Below are 19,583 nucleotides of genomic sequence, written 5' to 3'. Positions count from 1 at the left end.
GTGGAGGGTGGTTCCGCGAATACGGGTGCGGGTGCCGGGCCTGCGGGAGCCGGGCCTGCGGGAGCCGGGCCTGCGGGTGCCGGGCCTGTGGTGAGCGCCGCCTGGTCGAGGCTGCCGTCGATCCAGCGGGCCCTGGCCCCGGGGCGGGAGGCCGGGGTCGCGGACAGGGGGTTCGGTGGACGCCTGCCGACCTGGCAGAACCCGTCGTTCGCGGGCACGGTGTCGCCCGCGGTCCTCGACGGCCAGTCGCACACCCTGCTCGGCGACCGCTCCCACCCGACAGCGGGCCGACCGGTGTTCGGCCTCGAACGCCCCACGGGAACGCTGCCGTTGACCGGCCCGGAGCCGGTGGCGCAGCGGGCACCGGCTGTGCCCTTGCGGGAGATTCCGGGGAGGGCGGTTGGGGTCGGCGGGGCCGCCCTTGCTGGTGCGGGTGCCGGTGACGGTGGCGTGGCCGGGCCGGTTGGAAGTACCGGTGGCGGTGCCAGTGGCGTGGCTGGTGCTGGTGCTCGTGGCATCGACGGTCCCGGTCCCCGTTCCGGCGCCCGTGGTATCGCCGGTTCCGGTGGCCGTACCGGTGCCGGTACCGCCAGGGCCGGGGGCGTCGCCGGAGTTTCGGGAGGCTCGGAGGTGCTCGGGGGCTCGGAGGGTGCCGGGGCTTCGGAGAGTGCCGGCGGTTCGGAGGGTGCTGGCGGTTCGATGGCTTCCGGGGGCTCGGGAACTCCTGGGGCTCCGAGGGGTGCCCGAGGGGCTCAGGCTCCCGGAATGGCAGGACTTCCCAGGGCTCCGAAGAGTGCCGGGGACTCGAAGGTTCCCGGAACCTCAGGGACAGCCAGGGCCTCGAAGAACGCCGGGGCCTCGGAGGTTCCCGGGGCCACGAGGGGCGTCGCGGTCTCGAAGACTGTCCAGGCCTCATGGACTTCCACCGCGTCGAAGAACGCCGAGACCTCGGAGATTCCCCGGGCTTCGAAGGGCACCGGAGGATCAAGGATTCCCCCGGCCTCAGGAACTCCCGGGGCCTCGCAGAATGCTGGGGCGTCGAAGGGCGCCGGTGCGTCCGAGGACCTTGAGGGCTCGGAGCGGGCCGGCGGTGCGGCGGAAGCCGGCATGACGCCGGGGCGTGCCGCAGGTGTGGAAGCCGGCAGGGTCGCGAAAGCTGCCCGGGCGCACGCGCCGGTGGTGCAGCGGCTGGGTACGAGCAACTCCACACCTTCGCGCGGCGGGTCGCTGCCGGCTCCGGAAGCCGCACGTACCGCGACCGCCCGTACGACAGCTCCCGTCACTCCGTCTGCTCCGGCTGCTCCGGCTGCTCCGGCCGTGGCCGTGGTGTCCCCGATACCGCCGGCCGTCCGGGAGGAGTTCGCCGCACCGCTCCCGGTTCCCGGCATCGAAGTGAAGCCCGTACCGGCGAGCAGCCGGCCGTCCCGGACCCACTCCCTGACGAGGACGCAGGCAGGAGCGGCACCGGTACAGCGCCGGACACTCCCGGCGACGCGGCGGACCGCGAGCTCCGAGAGGCCTTCAACGAGCATCAGCAAGCCGGAAGTTGAAGCACCTGCCGCCGCAGCCCCGGACACCGCCGCACAAAGCGACCATCTCCCGTCGATCCCAGCCGTCGCGGGCCGTACGACGACCAGCCCTGCTGCGGATGCAGCACTCACACAGCCCCGGCCGGGTGCGGTGACCCCGCCGTCAAGACCGGCCGGGGCGCAAGGACCCACCGGCACTCCGTCGATGCCGAGCAAGTCCCCGCGCAACACGGTCGCAGCCGCAGCCGCACCGACTCCGTCCGTCCAGCGAAGCCCGGCCGCCTCCACCCGGCCGCAGCCCCCGACCGCCCCCAGGGGCACCGGTCCGTCTCACCCCCCGACCGCCCCCACCCGCACACCACAACGCCCGCCCATGGGCAACGCCGCCACGCCGTCACCCACCGGCAACGCCGCCACGACGTCCCCCACCGGCAACTCCACACCGGCTCCCGGCCGCGACAGCCACCCGACAGGCACCCCCGCCCCACGCCCCCAGCCCGGCGACAGCACCACCACACCCACCGGCGAGACCACCCCCGCCCCCGCCACACCCACCAGCGGTCCCACACCGCCGACAGCCGATCCCGTCCCAGCCCGACCGCCTCGCCCCCAGCCCGGCAACGGTGCCGCAACACCCACCACCCCCACACCACCGCCGGGCACCCCCGCCGTACCCCCACGCACACAGCCAGGCAGCGCCACCACAACGACACCCTCCGGCGGCACCACTCCCCACCGCACCGCCACCACACCGACGCCAGGCACCCCCGCGCCACCCCGCCCCGCACCTGCCCGCACCAGCACCAGCACCAGCACCAGCACCAGCACCAGCACCAGCACCAGCACCAGCACCAGCCTGGCCCCAACGGTCCAACGCCAACAGACCGCACCAGCCCCAGCCCCGGCCCACAACAGCCCGGCCAACTCCCCCACCACACCGCCCCGGCCGCCCGCCGACAGGCCTGCCGCCACACTCACCGGCGTCACCCCATCCCCCACGAGGCCCGAACCACAGCCGCCCCACACCACCCAAACCACACCACCTGCACCAGCAGCCGCACCCACACCCGCACCACCCACCACCAAGGCAACCGTCACCCCACCCTCACCACCCACCGTTCTGCGAGCGGCACTACCTCCCACCACAGCACCCGGCCCCACACAGCCCCCCGTCACCACTCACCACACCCCCCGCCTCGGCATCGGCGCCCCGATCACCCCTCAGCCGGCCCCACCCCTCCCTGCCACCCCCACCACGCCCCGCCGCTCCCCACTCGGCGCCCCGGCAAGCACAACCCCGGCGCCCCCGGCCGCCAACGCCCCCGCCGCTCCATCCGCCACCGCCCCCCTCCCCGTAGTCCAGCGCTTCTGGAAGAAGCCGAAGACGACCACCAAGAACGCCCCGAAGAACACCACCGGCGCCCTCGCATCCGCCGCGGCCGCCACCATCGCCCACACCCTCACCCCCGGCACCACCCAGGCCAACACTCAGACCACCGCACCGCCCCCGTACACACCTCCGTACACACCTCCGTCACCACCCCAGAACCCCCCACCCCCGTACTCCGAATCCGCCCCACCCCCCTACACAGAGATCCCGAACGGCGGCTTCGACCCCCGTGAGCTCACCGACTTCCAGCTCGACGAACTGGTCCACCGCCTCATCGGCCGCATCACCCGGCTGATCCGCGCGGAACTCCGCATGGACCGCGAGCGGATCGGCAGACTCCGCGACCCCCGCCACTGACACAGAAAGGCCCTCGATGTCCCGCCAGGACCCGGGCTCCACCATCTGGTTCACCCTCAGCATCGACGGTGAGAGCCTCGGCTACTTCAACGGATGCGAGGGGCTGTCGTCCCAGGTGGAGGTCGAGCAGCGCCAGGAGGGCGGCAACAACGGGTTCGTCTGGCAGCTGCCCACCCGTGTCACCTTCTCCACCATCCGGCTGACCCGCCCCCTCACCCCGGACACCACCAAGGTCGCCAAGTGGATCTCGTCCGTGCAGACAGGGATCAAGCGGCCCACCGCCCAGATCGCGGCACTGCGCGCGGACGGTTCGGAGGTGGCCCGCTGGGGGCTGATCGACGTACTGCCGGTGAGCTGGAGCGGTCCCAGCCTGGACCCCGCCAACCCGGCCGTGGCGACCGAGGTCCTGGAGATCACCCACCACGGGTTCACGGACTGAAGGGGCGGGACGAAAGCATGGCACGAGCAAGCAGCAAGGGCGCCGGGAAGAGCCTCGTCAGGGCGACGCTCGCGATCCACGAACCGCCCGTCGGCAAGAGCACCACGCCCGGCGGGATCATCAAGACCTTCGGCTTCGACTTCAACCCCGCGCAGCTCTCCCTGACCCGCCGAGCCCAGTGGAAGTCGACGCCCGCGCAGATCGAACGGGACGGCTCCCTGCCGGAGTTCATGGGCGCCGAGGCGCGGGAGATGAGCGTGGAGATCTTCCTCGACTCCTCCGCCAAGCCGACCGGCAACACCGTGCTGAAGAAGGTGGAGTCGCTGCTCGCCTGTTGCGAGGTGACGAACGCCAGCATCGCCGCGAAGCAGCCGTCGCCGCCCTGGGTGGTGTTCCAGTGGGGGTCGTTCTCCACGGCCCGGTTCACGGCGTATGTGAGCTCGGTGGAGGCGACGTACTCCCTCTTCGGCACGACCGGGGTGCCCATCCGGGCCACCTGCCGGCTTCAGCTGCACGAGATCCCCAGCAAGACCAAGAGGCAGAACCCGACGTCGGGCGCGCTCACCGCGCAGCGCGTGCACCGGGTCGTGGCGGGCGACTCGCTGCAGTCGCTGGCCTGGCGGGAGTACGGCAACGCCGCCGCCTGGCGCTCGATCGCCGAGGCCAACGGCATCGACGACCCGTCCCGGCTGCCCGCCGGTGCGGAACTGGTGCTGCCCGCCGCCGAGGAGGTACGTCCCTAATGGTGCAGTCCGCGTTCTCCAACGTCGTCGAGGTGAAGCTCGGGGGCGCCAAGCTGCCGCCCGACTTCGCCCGGGCGCTGGTCGACAGCCACGTCGACCAGGGCGCCGGGGTACCCGCCGCGTTCCGGCTGACGTTCCGGGACCCGTACCGGATCCTCCTGCGCGATCTGAAGGTCACCTTCGGCACGCCGGTGGTCATCACGCCGGTGTCCGACGGCCAGGGCGCCGCCGACCCGCTGCTGACCGGCGAGGTCACCGGTCTGGAGGCCGACTACGACGGCACGGGCACCTTCACCGTGATCCGCGGCTACGACCTCGGGCACCGGCTGCTGCGGCGCCGCCGGGTGGCCGCCTACCGCAACCAGAGCGCGTCCGACATCGCACGCAAGCTCGCCGCTCAGGGCGGGGTGCCGGTGGGGCGGGTGCAGTCGACGAAGACGGTGTACGAGTTCATCAGCCAGTCGAACGTCACCGACTGGGACTTCCTCGCCCGGCTCGCCGACGAGAACGAGATGGTGATGTCCCTCGACGCGGACGGCAAGTTCCAGTTCGTGAAGCCGAAGCCGTCGTCCGGGGCGCCCTCGCCGCAGACCGACGGCGACAAGAGCCCGTTCGTGCTGCAGGCCGGGCACGACATCCTGCGGCTGCGGTCCGCGGTCACCGCCGCCGACCAGGTCGGCAAGGTCGAGTCGCGGGGCTGGGACGTCACGACGAAGAAGAAGCTGACGGCGACCGCACCCGCCACCGACAACCCGGGCATCGGCATCGGCACGACACCCGGCGCGGCGGCCGGCAAGTTCAAGCCGGCCAAGCTGGTCGAGACGAGCACGCCGTACGACCGGCAGAACGAGGTGAAGTTCGCCGCCGACGCCCTCGCCGACGACCTCACCTCCTCGTTCGCCGAGCTGGAGGTCGTCGCGCGCGGAAATCCCAAGCTGCGCCCGGGGGTTCCGGTCACGCTCTCGGACGTCGGGCAGCCCTTCGAGGGCAAGTACACGGCCACGTCCGTACGGCATGTCTTCGGCGACGGCAGGCACTACGAGGCCTGGGTGACGGTCAGCGGACGGCAGTGGCGGTCGCTGTACGGGCTCGCCTCCGGCGGCACCGAGAGCGCGCCGCGGCTGCCGAGCGTGGCCAACGCCCTGGTCACCGACGTGAACGACCCGCTCAAGCAGGGGCGGGTCCGGTTGCGGTTCCCCTGGCTGGACGACAGCTATGTCAGCGACTGGACGCGGACCGTGCAGTGGGGCGGCCTCGGCGGCGGCGGCATCTTCCCCATGGACGTCAACGACGAGGTGCTCGTCGCGTTCGACCGGGGAGCCCTCGACCACCCCTTCGTCATCGGCGGGCTCTACAACGGCAAGGACAAGCCGACGCCCGTGAACGACGTACCGCTGCACGACACCGTGCGCAAGAAGGCGAGCCGGCACACCGTCTCGGACCGGGACGGCAACCGGATGGACCTGCTCAGCCAGAAGACCGGCCTGCGCAAGCAGGGCGTCCGGCTGGCCTCCGGCGACAAGCAACTGGTCATCAACCTGGACCGGACCAAGACCGAGATCGTCGTGGACAGCAAGGGGTCGGTGACGATCAAGGGCAGCCGGTCGGTGTCGGTCGAGGCCGGCACCGATCTCACGCTGAGCGCGAGGCGGTCCGTGAACATCAAGAGCGGCGGGTTGGTCAACATCCAGGGCCGCGGGCTGGTCAATCTCAAGTCGCTCGGCGGTGCGGTCACCGTGGACGCGATGGGCGCACTCAATCTCAAGGCGCTCGGCGCCGCGACGTTCACCGCGGGCGGCACGGTCCAGGTCAACACCATTGCGAATGTCGGCATCCGGGCGATCACCATCGCGCTGCAGGGCGCGGTGCTGGTCAACAGCAAGCCCTATCCGCTGCCGTGACGACCGTCGCGCTCTTCAAGATCGTCAGGATGAGGATGAGGCAGGTGGCCCACTGATGGCCGAGCAGTTCGTCGGCTCCGGCTGGTCGTTCCCGCTGCGCATCGGGCCGACCGGCGGGATCGCGCTGGTCAGCGGGGAGCGGGAGATCGAGGAGGCGATCCGGCTGGTCCTGTCGACCGCTCCCGGCGAGCGGCCGATGCGGCCGGACTTCGGCTGCGCGATCCACGACCTGGTGTTCGCGCCCGTCAACGAGCAGACCGCGGGCCGTATCCAGCACGAGGTGTACGCCAGCCTGGACCGCTGGGAGCCGCGCATCGAGGTCGACGACGTCGAGGTCACCGCCGGCACCGACCAGAGCGTCCTCTACATCGACGTCCGGTACTCGATCCGCGGCACCAACAACCCGCGCAGCCTGGTCTTCCCCTTCTACGTCATTCCGTCCCACGACGAGCCCGACGCCCCCGAAAGCGACCGCTGATGGCATTGCCCTCCCCCAACCTCGACGACCGCCGCTTCCAGCAGTTCGTCGACGACGCCAAGCGCTACATCCAGCAGCGCGCCCCGGAGTGGACGGACCACAACGTCTCCGACCCCGGCGTCACCCTCGTCGAGACGGTCGCGCACATGGCCGACCAGATCGTCTACCGGCTCAACCGGGTGCCGGAGAAGAACCACCTGGCGTTCCTGGACCTCGTCGGGATCACCCTGTTCCCGCCGTCCGCGGCCCGCACCGAGGTGACGTTCTGGCTGTCGGCTCCGCAGGAGGAGGCGGTGTGGGTGCCGGTGGGCACGGAGGTCGCCACGCTGCGCACCGAGAGCGAGGAGGCCGTCGTCTTCGCCACCGAGCGCGAACTGTCGGTGGTGCCCTGCGCGTTGCGTCATCTGCTGGTGCAGCACCGGGGTGAGCCGATGGCCGACCGGACATCCGACCTCGCCGAGGAGGACAAGGACCTGCTGTGCTTCGCCGAGTCGCCCGAGCCCGGTGACGCCGTGCTGTTCGGCCTGACCGCCGCGGTCCCGCACTGCGCGGTCGCCCTGGACCTGGACAGCCGGGTGGACGGCGTCGGCGTGGACCCGCGCCAGCCGCCGCTGGTGTGGGAGGCGTGGACCGCGGACGGCTGGCAGCCCTGTGAGGTCGACCGGGACGGCACGGGCGGCCTGAACCGGCCCGGCGAGGTCGTCCTGCACATCCCCGGCGGGCATGTGCTGTCCCGCAACGCCGGCCAGGAGGCCGGCTGGCTGCGCTGCCGGGTGACCGACCCACGGCCTAACCAGCCCTTCTACACCACCTCGCCCACCGTGCGGGCCGCCGAGGCCTTCACGATCGGCGGCACGACCGCCGCCGTGCACGCCGAGACGGTGCACGACGAGGCGCTCGGCGAGTCCACCGGGCTGCCGGGGCAGCGGCTGCGGCTGGCGCACGCGCCCGTGGTCGGCGACGACCCGCCGGTGCTGCTGCAGACCGCCGAGCACGACGGCTGGACGGACTGGGGGGTCGTCCCGAGCTTCGCGGGCTCCGGGCCGTACGACCGGCACGTCACCCTCGACGCCACGACCGGCGAGATCGCCTTCGGCCCGGCCGTGCGCGAACCCGACGGGTCCCTGCGGCAGTACGGGATGGTCGCCCCCAAGGGAGCACCCGTCCGGGCCCGCCGCTACCGCACGGGCGGCGGGCGCGCGGGCAACGTGGCGCGCGGTGCCGTTCAGGTCCTGCGCACCTCCATCCCGTACGTCTCCGAGGTCGTCAACCGCGAGGCGGCGCGCGGCGGTGTGGACGGGGAGACGGTGGAGGAGGCGAAGGTCCGGGCCCCGATCACCCTGCGCGCCCAGGAGCGTGCCGTGACGCTGCGCGACTACGAGGAACTGGCCCGCCGCGCCGCCCCGGAGACGGCTCGCATCACCTGCCTGGAGGGCGAGGAGGGCGAGCACGGGTCCTACGCGGTACGGGTGCTGGTCGTGCCGCAGGCCGTGCCGGACCCCGGCGGCCGGCTGCGCTTCGAGCAACTCGTGCCCGGTGACGCGCTGCTGGACCGCATCACCCGGCATCTGGACGAACGGCGCCTGATCGGGACCCGGTTGGCGGTGGGCCCGCCGTACTACCAGGGCGTCACCGTGGTGGCCACGGTGCATGCCTTCCGGGGTGTCGACACCGACCGGGTGCGCCGGGAGGCGCACGACGCCCTCTACCGGCACCTCGATCCGCTGACCGGCGGCGCGGACGGCACCGGCTGGCCGTTCGGGCGGCCCGTGCAGGCCGGGGAGGTGTTCGCGGTGCTGCAACGCGTACCGGGGGTGGAGCTGGTCGACGAGGTGGTCCTGCACCCCGCGGACCCGCTCACCGGCAAACGCGGCGAGCCCACGAACCGGATCGATCTGTCCGCGCCGTCGCTGGTGTTCTCGTTCGACCACCGCGTCCGGGTGATCGGAGACGGTTCGTGAAGGGTGATCTGATGGGGGGCGGCGTATGAGGGGCTCGATCGACGGCCTCGGATCCTCCTCGCCGATCGGCACGATGCTGCCGGCGGTGTTCGCCGACGACGACCTGGCCCAGCGGTTCGTCGGCGGGCTCGACGACGTGATCGCCCCGATCCTGAGCGTGCTGGACTGTCTCGACACCTACTTCCGCCCGTCCCTCACCCCGCTCGACTTCACCCAGTGGCTGGGGAGCTGGGTCGGCGCGGAGACCGCCGGCGACGAGCCCGAGGCACGGCTGCGGGCGGCCGTGGCCGCCGCCGCGTATCTGCACCGCATCCGCGGCACCCGGCGCGGGCTGTCCGAGGCGGTCCGGCTCGCGTTCGGCGTGGAGCCAGAGATCACCGAGAGCGGTGGCGCCGCGTGGAGCGCCCGGCCGCTCGGCCCGTTCCCCGGCACGCCCCGCCCCCGTCTGCACGTCCACCTCCGACTTCCCGCCCCGACCCCCGCGGACCGCTACCGCCTGGAGACCCTCGTGTCCGCCGCCCGTCCCGCTCATATGCCGTACACGGTCCAGGTGACCGCCAGTGCCCCCGCCGAAAGGACCCGGGAGACATGACAACCCCCCAGAACTGCGCCGACTGCGGCACCCGCGCGGAACCGGGCCAGTCTTTCTGCGACGCCTGCGGGGCGGTACTGAGCTGGACGGACCGCCCGGCGGGCAGCACCGGCCCCCGGGCCGGGGCGTCCGGGCCGCCCGCTCCGGGCCGGGCCGCTGAGCGTTCCGGCCCCTCCCGGGCCTCGGAGACTGCCGGCGAGCCCGGGTCCACCGGGCCGGCCAGGGCGTCCGAGCCCGCCGGGGGCTCCGGAACCACCGGACCCGCCGGAGGTTCCAGGGCTTCGGCGCCCACCGCCCACGCGAGGCCCGACGGTGAGCCGGGCGGTGCCTCCTCGCGCTCGCCCGAGCCCGGCTGGGACGCCTTCGCCCGGCCGGACGGCGGGGCGGGCCTGGCCCGCACACCCCGCGACCGGCTCGGCACCGGCACGGCGACGCACCAGGGCGCCACCCGCACCGCCGCCACGACCCCCCGCGCATCCGACCCTGCCTCCGACGAAGGCGCGGTCTCCTCCCGGCGCGGCGACCACCCCGGTACACCCGGCACCCCCGGCGCCACCGTGCCGAGCCCCGGCCCTCACGCCCGCCCCGACGCCACCGCTCACCCGGACACGACCACCGGTCCCGGAACCACCCCTCACCCCGAGACCAACGGCCCCGGCGCTCCCTCCCCGGCCGACCGCTTCCCGGACGAGACCGCCCCCACCGAGCCCGTCCCCCCGGCCACCCAGCCCCCGCACCACCCCGCCGACGCCGACTCCGGCTCCGACTCCGGCCCCGACACGCACGGCATGACCGACCGCGCCCGCAGCCTCCTCATCCCGGTCGGCGACCCCGAACCCCGGCCCGACCCGCACCCCTCCGTCACCCCGGTCCTGCCCGGCCGCCCCGAGCCGCAGCGCCCGGGGGCCGTACGCGCCCCCGGTCAGGAGCACGGCATGGACGGCGGCGCCCCCTGCCCCTGGTGTGCCACCCGCAACCGGCCCGAGCGGCACTTCTGCGCCCGGTGCGCGATGCCCATGGCCGGCGACGGACCGGCCGGCCCGATCCGGCTCCCCTGGTGGCGACGGCTCGGCCCGTTCGGCAGCCAGGAGGCCCCGTGGGCGGGCGACCGCCCCCGGCTGCGCCGTGCCTTCGACCGGGTCCTGTTCTGGCTGGGCCTCGCGATCGTGCTGTCCCTGCTGATCGTTCTGGTGATCAACATCCCGCAGGGCATCCAGGCCACCCGAGACCACTTCACCAAGCGCGCCGAGGTGTCCCCGGACCGCTACGCCGCGTCCCGCTACTTCCCGGGCCACAAGCCGGACCTGGCCTTCGACAAGCTCAACGACACCTGGTGGGGCCCGGGCGTCTCCGAGTCGGGCAAGGGCCAGTGGGTGGAGGCCCGTTTCGACCGGCCGACCCGGCTCCTGGACCTGATCATCACGCCGGGCGTCTCCATCCGCCCCGACAAGCTCCGCGAGTCGGCGCTCCCGCACCGCGTGGAGGCCACGATCACCGGGGCCGACGGCAAGAAGACGACTCGTCAGATCACCCTCGACCAGGGCGCGGGCCCCCAGCGGCGTGCCTTCCGGGTGGGCGAGGTCACCGCCGTCCGCTTCACCATCGAGTCCGCCCACGGCATCTCGGCGAAGAAGCAGGTCGCCATCGCGGAGATCGAGTTCTTCGGCCCGTCGAGCGCGAACAACTCCTGAGCACGCGGCGGCCCCGGACGGAAACCGACCGTCCGGGGCCGCCGCGCCTGACCGGTGACTACGCGTCCAGCGACGTCATCACGTGCTTGATCCGCGTGTAGTCGTCGAAGCCGTACGACGAGAGGTCCTTGCCGTAGCCGGACTTCTTGAAGCCGCCGTGCGGCATCTCGGCGACCAGCGGGATGTGGGTGTTGATCCACACACAGCCGAAGTCCAGCTTCTTGGACATGCGCATCGCGCGGCCGTGGTCCTTGGTCCACACGGAGGAGGCCAGCGCGTACTCGACGCCGTTGGCCCACGTCACGGCCTGCTCCTCGTCGGAGAAGGACTGGACGGTGATGACCGGGCCGAAGACCTCGTTCTGGATGATCTCGTCGTCCTGCTTCAGGCCGGAGACGACGGTCGGCGCGTAGAAGTAGCCCTTGTCGCCGACCCGCTTGCCGCCGGCCTCCACGCGCGCGTGCGCGGGCAGCCGGTCGATGAAGCCCTCGACCTGCTTGAGCTGGTTGGGGTTGTTGAGCGGGCCGAACAGCACGTCCTCGTCGTCCGGCTGCCCGGTCTTCGTCTCGGACGCGGCCTTGGCCAGCGCGGAGACGAACTCGTCGTGGATGGACTCGTGGACGAGCACGCGCGTGGCGGCGGTGCAGTCCTGGCCGGCGTTGAAGTAGCCCGCGACCGAGATGTCCTCGACGGCCTTGGCGATGTCGGTGTCCTCGAAGACCACGACGGGAGCCTTGCCGCCCAGCTCCAGGTGGACGCGCTTGACGTCCTTGGAGGCGGACTCGGCGACCTGGATGCCGGCGCGGACGGAGCCGGTGATGGAGGCCATCGCCGGGGTGTCGTGCTCGACCATCATGCGGCCGGTGTCGCGGTCGCCGCAGATGACGTTGAAGACGCCCTTGGGGACGATCGAGCCGATGATCTCGGCCATGAGGACCGTCGAGGCCGGAGTGGTGTCCGACGGCTTCAGGACGACGGTGTTGCCCGCCGCGAGCGCCGGGGCGAACTTCCACACGGCCATCATCATCGGATAGTTCCACGGCGCGACCTGCGCGCAGACGCCGACCGGCTCACGGCGGACGATGGAGGTCAGGCCCTCCATGTACTCGCCGGCCGAGCGGCCCTCCAGCATCCGTGCCGCGCCCGCGAAGAAGCGGATCTGGTCGACCATCGGCGGGATCTCCTCGGAGCGGGTCAGCCCGATGGGCTTGCCCGTGTTCTCCACCTCGGCCGCGATCAGCTCCTCGGCGCGCTCCTCGAAGGCGTCCGCGATCTTCAGCAGGGCCTTCTGGCGCTCGGCGGGCGTGGTGTCGCGCCAGCCGGGAAAGGCCTCGGCGGCCGCCGCCATCGCGGCGTCCACGTCCGCCTGCCCGGACAGCGGAGCGGTCGCGTACGCCTCGCCCGTCGCGGGATTGACCACCTCGGTGGTCCGTCCGTCGGCGGCGTCCTTGAACTCACCGCCGATGTAGTTGCGCAGACGACGCAGCTCGGTGCTCACTGCCGGCCCTCCAGTTCGGATGTCCAGTACTTGAGACACCCACCCTAGTCGGCCGACCCACGTTTTCAACACCCCCGCTCCCTTCGATCGTGCGGAATTCGCAGGAGTAGGGGACTCAAACAACGAATTTCATCGATCCAGGCTTGCGGAAGTGTCGAGACCTCGTGCACAGTGACCTCGTGGCCAGTCGAAGCGCAGACCAGAAGGGCTCGCGGGAACTCCGCGAGTCCTCCCGCGAGTCCAGGAACGGCAGCTCGCCCCAGCTGGACGCCGTCTCCCTCGCCATCATCGAACAGCTCCAGGAGGACGGCCGCCGGCCGTACGCCGCCATCGGCAAGGCCGTCGGCCTGTCCGAGGCGGCCGTGCGCCAGCGCGTCCAGAAGCTGCTCGACCAGGGCGTGATGCAGATCGTCGCCGTCACGGACCCGCTCACCGTGGGCTTCCGCAGACAGGCGATGGTCGGCGTCAACGTCGAGGGCGACGTGGAGTCGGTCGCGGACGCGCTGTCGGCCATGTCCGAGTGCGAGTACGTGGTGATGACCGCGGGCTCCTTCGACCTGATGGTGGAGATCGTCTGCGAGGACGACGACCACCTGCTCGAGGTCATCAACAAACGCATACGGGCGGTGCCCGGAGTGCGCTCCACCGAGAGCTTCGTTTACCTGAAGCTCAAGAAGCAGACCTACATGTGGGGAACCCGATAACCGTGAGGACCCGATAGCCGTGAGCAAGGACCTCTCCCAGTCCGCGTACGACCACCTGTGGATGCACTTCACGCGCATGTCGTCGTACGAGAAGGCCCCCGTACCCACCATCGTCCGTGGCGAGGGCACCTACATCTACGACGACCAGGGCAAGCGCTACCTGGACGGTCTCGCCGGACTGTTCGTGGTGCAGGCCGGGCACGGCCGTGTCGAGCTCGCCGAGACGGCCTTCAAGCAGGCGCAGGAGCTGGCGTTCTTCCCGGTGTGGTCCTACGCCCACCCCAAGGCCGTCGAGCTGGCCGAGCGGCTCGCGCACCACGCCCCGGGCGACCTGAACAAGGTCTTCTTCACCACCGGCGGCGGCGAGGCGGTCGAGACCGCCTGGAAGCTCGCCAAGCAGTACTTCAAGCTGGTCGGCAAGCCCACCAAGCACAAGGTCATCTCCCGCGCGGTCGCCTACCACGGCACCCCCCAGGGCGCCCTGTCCATCACCGGCCTGCCGGGCCTGAAGGCCCCGTTCGAGCCGCTGGTGCCGGGCGCGCACAAGGTCCCGAACACCAACATCTACCGCGCCCCGCTCTTCGGCGACGACCCGGAGGCCTTCGGCCGCTGGGCCGCCGACCAGATCGAGCAGCAGATCCTCTTCGAGGGCCCGGACACGGTCGCCGCGGTCTTCCTGGAGCCGGTGCAGAACGCGGGCGGCTGCTTCCCGCCCCCGCCCGGCTACTTCCAGCGCGTGCGCGAGATCTGCGACCGGTACGACGTACTGCTCGTGTCCGACGAGGTCATCTGCGCCTTCGGCCGGCTCGGAACGATCTTCGCCTGCGACAAGTTCGACTACGTCCCGGACATGATCACCTGCGCCAAGGGCATGACCTCGGGCTACTCCCCGATCGGCGCCTGCATCATCTCGGACCGCCTGGCCGAGCCGTTCTACAAGGGCGACAACACCTTCCTGCACGGCTACACCTTCGGCGGCCACCCGGTCTCCGCGGCCGTGGGCCTCGCCAACCTCGACCTGTTCGAGCGCGAGAACCTCACCCAGCACGTCCTCGACAACGAGGGCGCGTTCCGCTCCACCCTGGAGAAGCTGCACGACCTGCCGATCGTCGGCGACGTCCGCGGCAACGGCTTCTTCTACGGCATCGAGCTGGTCAAGGACAAGAACACCAAGGAGTCCTTCGACGACGAGGAGACGGAGCGCGTCCTGTACGGCTTCCTCTCCAAGGCGCTGTACGACAACGGCCTGTACTGCCGCGCCGACGACCGCGGCGACCCGGTCGTCCAGCTCGCCCCGCCGCTGATCTCCGACCAGTCGACGTTCGACGAGATCGAGCAGATCCTCCGGGCCACCCTCTCGGAGGCGTGGACGAAGCTCTGAGCGTCGCCGGTCCGATGGTCTGACCGGATGATCAACACCAGCCCCGGTGTCGCCCGTTCGAGTGAGAAACGGCGGCCCGGGGCCGCGTGCTGTCCGGCGTCCCGCCTCCCGCTGCCTAGCGTGCGCAGTGACTGATCGGCCCCGCCTTCGTTCCCCCGCACGGGGGATGGCACGGGAACTACGGATCTGAACCGAGGTGTACGCCCATGGAGGCCCCGCCGGACAACGACGTGCTCTGGGCACGCGCCCTGCACTTCCAGCACCACGACGGCTCGCCCGCGCTCTGCGGCGTCTCCCTCGGTGTCCGGGAGAGCGAGATCCTCGCCGTCAGCGGCCCCCGCGGCAGCGGCAAGACGACCCTGCTGCGGTGCCTGTCCGGCCTGGAGCCCGTCCGGCGCGGCGAGGTCTGGTTCAACAGCGTGCCCGTGCACACCATGGGCGCCCTCACCCGCGAGCGGCTGCGCCGCGACCGCTTCGGCTGGATCGACCCGGTCCCCTCGCTCGTCCCGGAACTCAACGCCTGGGAGAACGCCGCCCTGCCACTGATGCTGCGCGGCACCAGCAGGCGCCGCGCCAAGCGAGCGGCTCTGGAGTGGCTGGAGCGCCTGGATGTCGGCGACGGCGCCCGCAAGCGCCCGCACCAGCTGAAGCAGGCCGAGCGTCAGCGGGTGTGCATCGCCCGCGCCCTCGCCCCGGCGCCCTCGGTCCTGTTCGCCGACGAGCCGACGGCGCCCCTGCACCGCGCCGACCGCGCCCACGCGCTGCGCACCCTCACCACGGCCGCCCGCTCGCACGGCATCACGGTCGTCCTGGCCACCCACGACCCGGACACCGCGGCCCTCGCCGACCGCACGGTCTTCCTGCTCGACGGGCGGCGCGTGCGGACCGTGCACCTGCCGCCGGTCGCCGAGACCACCGAGCCGGAAGGCCGGGCGGCGTGCTCGCTCTCCGTCTGACCCGCGCCGCCCACCCCGCCGTCCAGCTGCGCCGCCTCCTGGTCGCGGCGGCCTCGGCGGGCACGGGCTTCCTGCTGCTCTGCGCCCTGGGCTACGCGCTGGGCCACCCCGGCGACCCCGGTGCCGCCCTGCTGCGCCTGGCCTGGTGCGCGGCTCCCTTCGCCGCCACGGTGTACTTCGCCCTCGCGGTGGCCCGCACCGACCCCGGTACCAAGCCCCGCACCGGCCTCTCGGCGATCGGCCTCGGCCCGCTGCGCCTGATGGCCGTCTCGGCGACGACGACGGCCCTGTCCTGCACCCTGGGCTCGATGCTGGCCCTGCTGCTCTTCCTGCACCTTCGGGGCGACCTGACGGGTATGCCGTTCGACGGCGCGGCGGCCGAGGCCCTCGCGGCGGACCGGCCCCTGCCGCTGCCGGGGGCCCTGACGCTGCTGGCGCTCGTGCCCGCGGGCGCCTCGCTCGCGGTGGTGCTGGCGCTGCGGCCCAAGGAGCAGAAGGCGGCCGCGGCGGCCAGAGTGGTGTACGGCCGCTTCGGCGCGTACCGGCGCACCAGCCCGCTCGACACCTTCGGGGCGTACGGCCGCTTCGGCCGGCAGATCACCCGGCCCGGGGGCGCTCCTGCCGGGCCGCAGGGCACGCCTCCGCCGACGGCCGTCACGGACACCGCGATCGCGGTGAGCGCGGTGAGCGCGGTGAGCACGATCGAGGCCCCCGCTCGGCCCGCCGCCCAGCACGCCACGGCACCGACCGACGCCCCGGCCTCCGCGGCGACGTTGCTGCCGGACGCCGTCACGGCCGACGGCGCCTCCACTGCCGCCCCCTCCGGTCTCCCCTGGGGCATCACCGTCCTGGCCGCGGGGCTCGCCGTGGAGACCTACGCGAGCCGCACCGCCCCCAAGGCGCCCGACCTCACGTTCTCGGGCGCCTCCCCCGGCGTCATGGCGGGCTGGACGCTGGCCGCCGTCGGCCTGGCCCTGGCCGGTCCCGGCCTGACCCACCTGTGCGGCCGGCTGCTCCAGTCGGCCCGCCCCGGCGCCCTGCGGCTGCTGGCCGGCCGCATCCTGATGACGGAGGCCACCCGCATCGGCCGCCCCCTGGGCGTGGTCTGCGCGGTGCTGTCGGCCACGTACGCGATGGTGCTGCTGCACGCCCCGGACGGACTGTCGCTCGGTCCGCTCACCCTCCTCGGCGTGCTCCTGGTGACCGGCTGCACCGTGGCGACGCTGCTGACGGCCGCCGTCGAGGCCCGGCAGGCCCGCGCCGACACCACCTCCGCGCTGCTGCGGCTGGGCGCCCCCGCGACCATGCTGCGCAGCGCCGCGGCCCTGCGCGCGGGTGCCCTGCTCGCCCTGTTCGCCCCGCTCACCCTGACGGTCGCGGAGCTGGCGGCGCTGCCGCTGGCGCGCTGAAAACTCGTACGAAAAAAGATCTCAGAACCGCGATGAGTTCCGCGGGGACCCCCGGTCTATCCCCGCGTAACGACACAGCGCCCGTTGGGAGAGACCTCGCATGTACCAGCAGATGATCTTCGTGAACCTGTGCACCGGCGACCTCGGAGCGTCCAAGAAGTTCTTCACGGAGCTGGGCTTCACGATCAACGAGCAGTTCAGCGACGACACCACCGCCTCCGTCGTGATCAGCGAGACCATCGTCGTGATGGTGCACACCAAGGAGAAGTACTCCCAGTTCACCAAGAAGGAGATCGCGGACTCCAGGAAGAGCAGCGAGGTGCTGATCGCGCTGAGCTCGGAGAGCCGCGAGAAGGTCGACGAGCTCGTGGAGAAGGCGGTCGCGGCCGGCGGCTCCGTCTCCGGCGAGACCCAGGACCACGGTTTCATGTACGGCCGGGCCTTCGACGACCCGGACGGCCACACCTTCGAGGTCGTGTGGATGGACCCGGCGGCCGTCCAGGGCTGAGACGCGCTGTGCCAGCATGGGCGGGTGCAGACGATGCCCGCCCATGCGGCCCACCATGACGACCGTGAGATCGAGACGCTCGAGGAGTTCGACGCCACCGTCGCGGCGCGCGGCACACTCGCCGGTCACCGTGTCCAGGCCGTCGACCTGACGGACCGTACGCGCGAACTGCTCACCACGGACACGGCGGGCGCGGTCTTCCTCGGCTGCGCGATGCGCGAGGACGCCGACGCGAAGATACGCGCGGACGGCGCCCTGGTCTTCCCGCCGGTCCCGGACCTGCCCTTCGACCCGTACCGCGGCCTGGTCTACTCACCGGACGAGCTGTTCGCCTCCCTGCCGGACGGCTACGAGGCCACGCCCGACGCCCGCGCCTACGCCTGGTTCCAGCGCACGAAGGCCGACCGGGACATCTACGCGTCGATGCTGCGCGCGGTCCACGACGACTCCGTCTCGGACGCCCTCGACGAACTCCTGTCCGGCGTCCGGGTCGTGGGCGTGATGGGCGGCCACGCGATGGCCCGGGGCACCGCGGAGTACGCGGGGGCGGCGCGGCTCGGCCGCGAACTGGCCCGCGCCGGTCTCACGGTCGCCACCGGCGGCGGCCCGGGCGCGATGGAGGCGGCGAACCTCGGCGCGTACGCGGCCCCGTTCGACGACGAGATGCTCACCGAGTCGCTCGAACTGCTCGGCAAGGCACCGCACTTCACGCCGTCGATCACCCACTGGGCGTCGGCCGCCTTCGAGGTACGCACCCGCTGGCCGCAGGGCGGCCGCTCCGTCGGCATCCCGACCTGGTTCTACGGCCACGAGCCCCCGAACGCGTTCGCCTCGCACATCGCCAAGTACTTCGCCAACGCCACCCGCGAGGACGGCCTGCTGGCCCGGTCGACCGCGGGCGTGGTGTTCCTGCCGGGCGCCGCCGGCACCGTCCAGGAGATCTTCGACAACGCGACGCCGAACTACTACGAGTCGCGCGGCGAGCCGACGCCCATGGTGCTCGTGAACCGCGCGCACTGGACGGAGAGGCTGCCGACGTGGCCGCTGCTCCAGTCGCTGGCCAGGGGGCGTTCGATGGAGGCGCGGATCGCGCTGGTCGAGCGGATCGAGGAGGCGCCGGAGGCGTTGAAACGTCTCGGCGGTTAATAAGCAGGCAAAGCAAGTGCTTGCAAGCAGCATATGCGTTGACACTACTTATGCGGCGCTTATAAACCTGTGAGTCTCCCGGTAGTGCTGATGCCCAGTCACCACTGCCTCAGCCCCCCGCATTACGCATCCTGTAAAGGACAAACGTGGCAGTTCTGTCCGTATCCCGCCGCGCACGTGCCGTGCGCATCCTCGGTGTCGTCTCGGCGTCGGCCGCGCTCGCGCTCGGTGCCTCCGGCAACGCGCTCGCCTGCAACATCAACGAGTTCTCCGCCGAGGCGGAGTGTGACGGCGACAAGGGCGTCATCACCGTCACCGACGTGGACCCCGCCGGCATCGCGGCGACGGTCTCCGTGTACCTGCAGAACAACGGCGCCGACGCCAAGAAGGTCGGCGAGCAGGTGGTCAAGGGCTCGCGCGAAGGCACCACCATCACCTTCACCGAGAACTGGAAGCCGAACGCCGAGTACCGCATCCACGTGAAGGCCGCTCCGTACGTCGACGAGGACATCAAGCCGAACCTCGTCACCCCGGCCACGGCCTGCAAGAAGGAGGAGGAGCCCCCGGCTTCGACTCCCCCGGCCACGCCGACCCCCTCCACCCCGTCGGCCTCCCCCTCGAAGCCGGCCGAGGAGACCGACACCCCGGCTCCGACGCCGTCGGAGAGCGAGAGCACCACGCCGGCGGGCAACGCGCCCGGCCCGGCCGGTGACTCCAACCTCGCCGAGACCGGCGCCAACTCCAACACCGGCATCATCGCCGGGATCGCGGCGGTCCTGGTCGTCGTGGGTGGTGGCGCGGTGTTCTTCGGCATGCGCCGTCGTGGGGCGAACAGCGACAGCTGACACCCGCGCGACACCGTGAAGTGGCCCGTCCCGTGACCCCCGGGGCGGGCCGTGG

At 72.0% G+C, this 19,583-nt stretch carries 17 protein-coding genes; 15 read left to right on the top strand and 2 right to left on the bottom strand.

Going from position 1 to position 19,583, the window contains the following annotated elements; all coding sequences use genetic code 11:
• Nucleotides 1-752: 752 nt before the first annotated feature.
• Entirely contained in the window at nucleotides 753-977 is a 225-nt protein-coding gene (locus ACFZBT_RS14655) for a hypothetical protein (RefSeq protein WP_391102784.1), read from the bottom strand.
• Nucleotides 978-1,902: 925 nt separating this feature from the next.
• On the opposite strand from ACFZBT_RS14655, the gene ACFZBT_RS14650 reads away from it, so the two are divergent.
• Genes ACFZBT_RS14650 through ACFZBT_RS14615 form a run of 8 tightly spaced genes read left to right on the top strand, consistent with a single transcriptional unit; the run spans nucleotide 1,903 to nucleotide 11,081 of the window.
• Nucleotides 1,903-3,276, top strand: a complete 1,374-nt coding sequence (locus ACFZBT_RS14650; protein WP_391102782.1) for a hypothetical protein — start codon at nucleotides 1,903-1,905, stop codon at nucleotides 3,274-3,276.
• 16 nt (nucleotides 3,277-3,292) lie between these two features.
• Nucleotides 3,293-3,715, top strand: coding sequence for a phage tail protein (locus ACFZBT_RS14645; protein WP_215118260.1), 423 nt, complete (start codon nucleotides 3,293-3,295; stop codon nucleotides 3,713-3,715).
• Between the two features lie 17 nt (nucleotides 3,716-3,732).
• Nucleotides 3,733-4,458 (top strand): LysM peptidoglycan-binding domain-containing protein, encoded by a 726-nt coding sequence (locus tag ACFZBT_RS14640; protein WP_391102779.1) that lies wholly within the window; start codon nucleotides 3,733-3,735, stop codon nucleotides 4,456-4,458.
• Complete coding sequence (locus ACFZBT_RS14635; RefSeq protein WP_391102777.1) at nucleotides 4,458-6,359, top strand: VgrG-related protein; 1,902 nt, start codon at nucleotides 4,458-4,460, stop codon at nucleotides 6,357-6,359. Before ACFZBT_RS14640 ends, ACFZBT_RS14635 begins: the two co-directional genes overlap by 1 nt.
• A 55-nt stretch (nucleotides 6,360-6,414) precedes the next feature.
• Nucleotides 6,415-6,837, top strand: coding sequence for a GPW/gp25 family protein (locus ACFZBT_RS14630; RefSeq protein WP_184598462.1), 423 nt, complete (start codon nucleotides 6,415-6,417; stop codon nucleotides 6,835-6,837).
• The gene (locus tag ACFZBT_RS14625) at nucleotides 6,837-8,798 is read left to right on the top strand and encodes a putative baseplate assembly protein (protein ID WP_391102773.1); all 1,962 of its coding nucleotides are present in this window, start codon (nucleotides 6,837-6,839) and stop codon (nucleotides 8,796-8,798) included. The genes ACFZBT_RS14630 and ACFZBT_RS14625 overlap by 1 nt, the downstream gene beginning before the upstream one ends.
• Before the next feature lie 25 nt (nucleotides 8,799-8,823).
• The gene (locus tag ACFZBT_RS14620) at nucleotides 8,824-9,390 is read left to right on the top strand and encodes a phage tail protein (RefSeq protein WP_391102771.1); all 567 of its coding nucleotides are present in this window, start codon (nucleotides 8,824-8,826) and stop codon (nucleotides 9,388-9,390) included.
• Complete coding sequence (locus tag ACFZBT_RS14615) at nucleotides 9,387-11,081, top strand: NADase-type glycan-binding domain-containing protein (RefSeq protein ID WP_391102768.1); 1,695 nt, start codon at nucleotides 9,387-9,389, stop codon at nucleotides 11,079-11,081. The genes ACFZBT_RS14620 and ACFZBT_RS14615 overlap by 4 nt, the downstream gene beginning before the upstream one ends.
• A gap of 58 nt (nucleotides 11,082-11,139) precedes the next feature.
• Here ACFZBT_RS14615 and ACFZBT_RS14610 read toward each other — a convergent pair whose 3' ends face one another.
• Nucleotides 11,140-12,579: an aminobutyraldehyde dehydrogenase gene (locus tag ACFZBT_RS14610; protein WP_391102766.1), complete on the bottom strand. Its 1,440-nt coding sequence runs from the start codon at nucleotides 12,577-12,579 to the stop codon at nucleotides 11,140-11,142.
• 164 nt (nucleotides 12,580-12,743) lie between these two features.
• Here ACFZBT_RS14610 and ACFZBT_RS14605 point away from each other — a divergent pair, with 164 nt between their 5' ends.
• The 7 genes from ACFZBT_RS14605 (at nucleotide 12,744) to ACFZBT_RS14575 (ending at nucleotide 19,528) form a co-directional block, all read left to right on the top strand.
• Entirely contained in the window at nucleotides 12,744-13,283 is a 540-nt protein-coding gene (locus ACFZBT_RS14605; protein WP_391102763.1) for an Lrp/AsnC ligand binding domain-containing protein, read from the top strand.
• Between the two features lie 13 nt (nucleotides 13,284-13,296).
• A complete protein-coding gene (locus ACFZBT_RS14600; RefSeq protein ID WP_391102960.1) occupies nucleotides 13,297-14,664 on the top strand; it encodes an aspartate aminotransferase family protein in 1,368 nt (455 codons plus the stop codon).
• 206 nt (nucleotides 14,665-14,870) lie between these two features.
• The gene (locus tag ACFZBT_RS14595) at nucleotides 14,871-15,620 is read left to right on the top strand and encodes an ATP-binding cassette domain-containing protein (protein ID WP_391102760.1); all 750 of its coding nucleotides are present in this window, start codon (nucleotides 14,871-14,873) and stop codon (nucleotides 15,618-15,620) included.
• Entirely contained in the window at nucleotides 15,602-17,029 is a 1,428-nt protein-coding gene (locus ACFZBT_RS14590; RefSeq protein WP_391102758.1) for a hypothetical protein, read from the top strand. Before ACFZBT_RS14595 ends, ACFZBT_RS14590 begins: the two co-directional genes overlap by 19 nt.
• A gap of 100 nt (nucleotides 17,030-17,129) precedes the next feature.
• A complete protein-coding gene (locus tag ACFZBT_RS14585; RefSeq protein WP_391102756.1) occupies nucleotides 17,130-17,537 on the top strand; it encodes a VOC family protein in 408 nt (135 codons plus the stop codon).
• 24 nt (nucleotides 17,538-17,561) lie between these two features.
• On the top strand, nucleotides 17,562-18,683 hold the full coding sequence (locus ACFZBT_RS14580) for an LOG family protein (RefSeq protein WP_391102753.1): 1,122 nt from the start codon (nucleotides 17,562-17,564) through the stop codon (nucleotides 18,681-18,683).
• A 146-nt stretch (nucleotides 18,684-18,829) separates the two neighbouring features.
• Entirely contained in the window at nucleotides 18,830-19,528 is a 699-nt protein-coding gene (locus ACFZBT_RS14575) for an LAETG motif-containing sortase-dependent surface protein (protein ID WP_391102751.1), read from the top strand.
• Nucleotides 19,529-19,583 lie beyond the last annotated feature (55 nt).

The sequence above is a fragment of the Streptomyces sp. NPDC008137 genome, assembly GCF_042957035.1.
In the GTDB taxonomy this organism is placed as follows: Bacteria; Actinomycetota; Actinomycetes; order Streptomycetales; family Streptomycetaceae; genus Streptomyces.
This window is presented reverse-complemented; position numbering and strand designations above follow the sequence as displayed.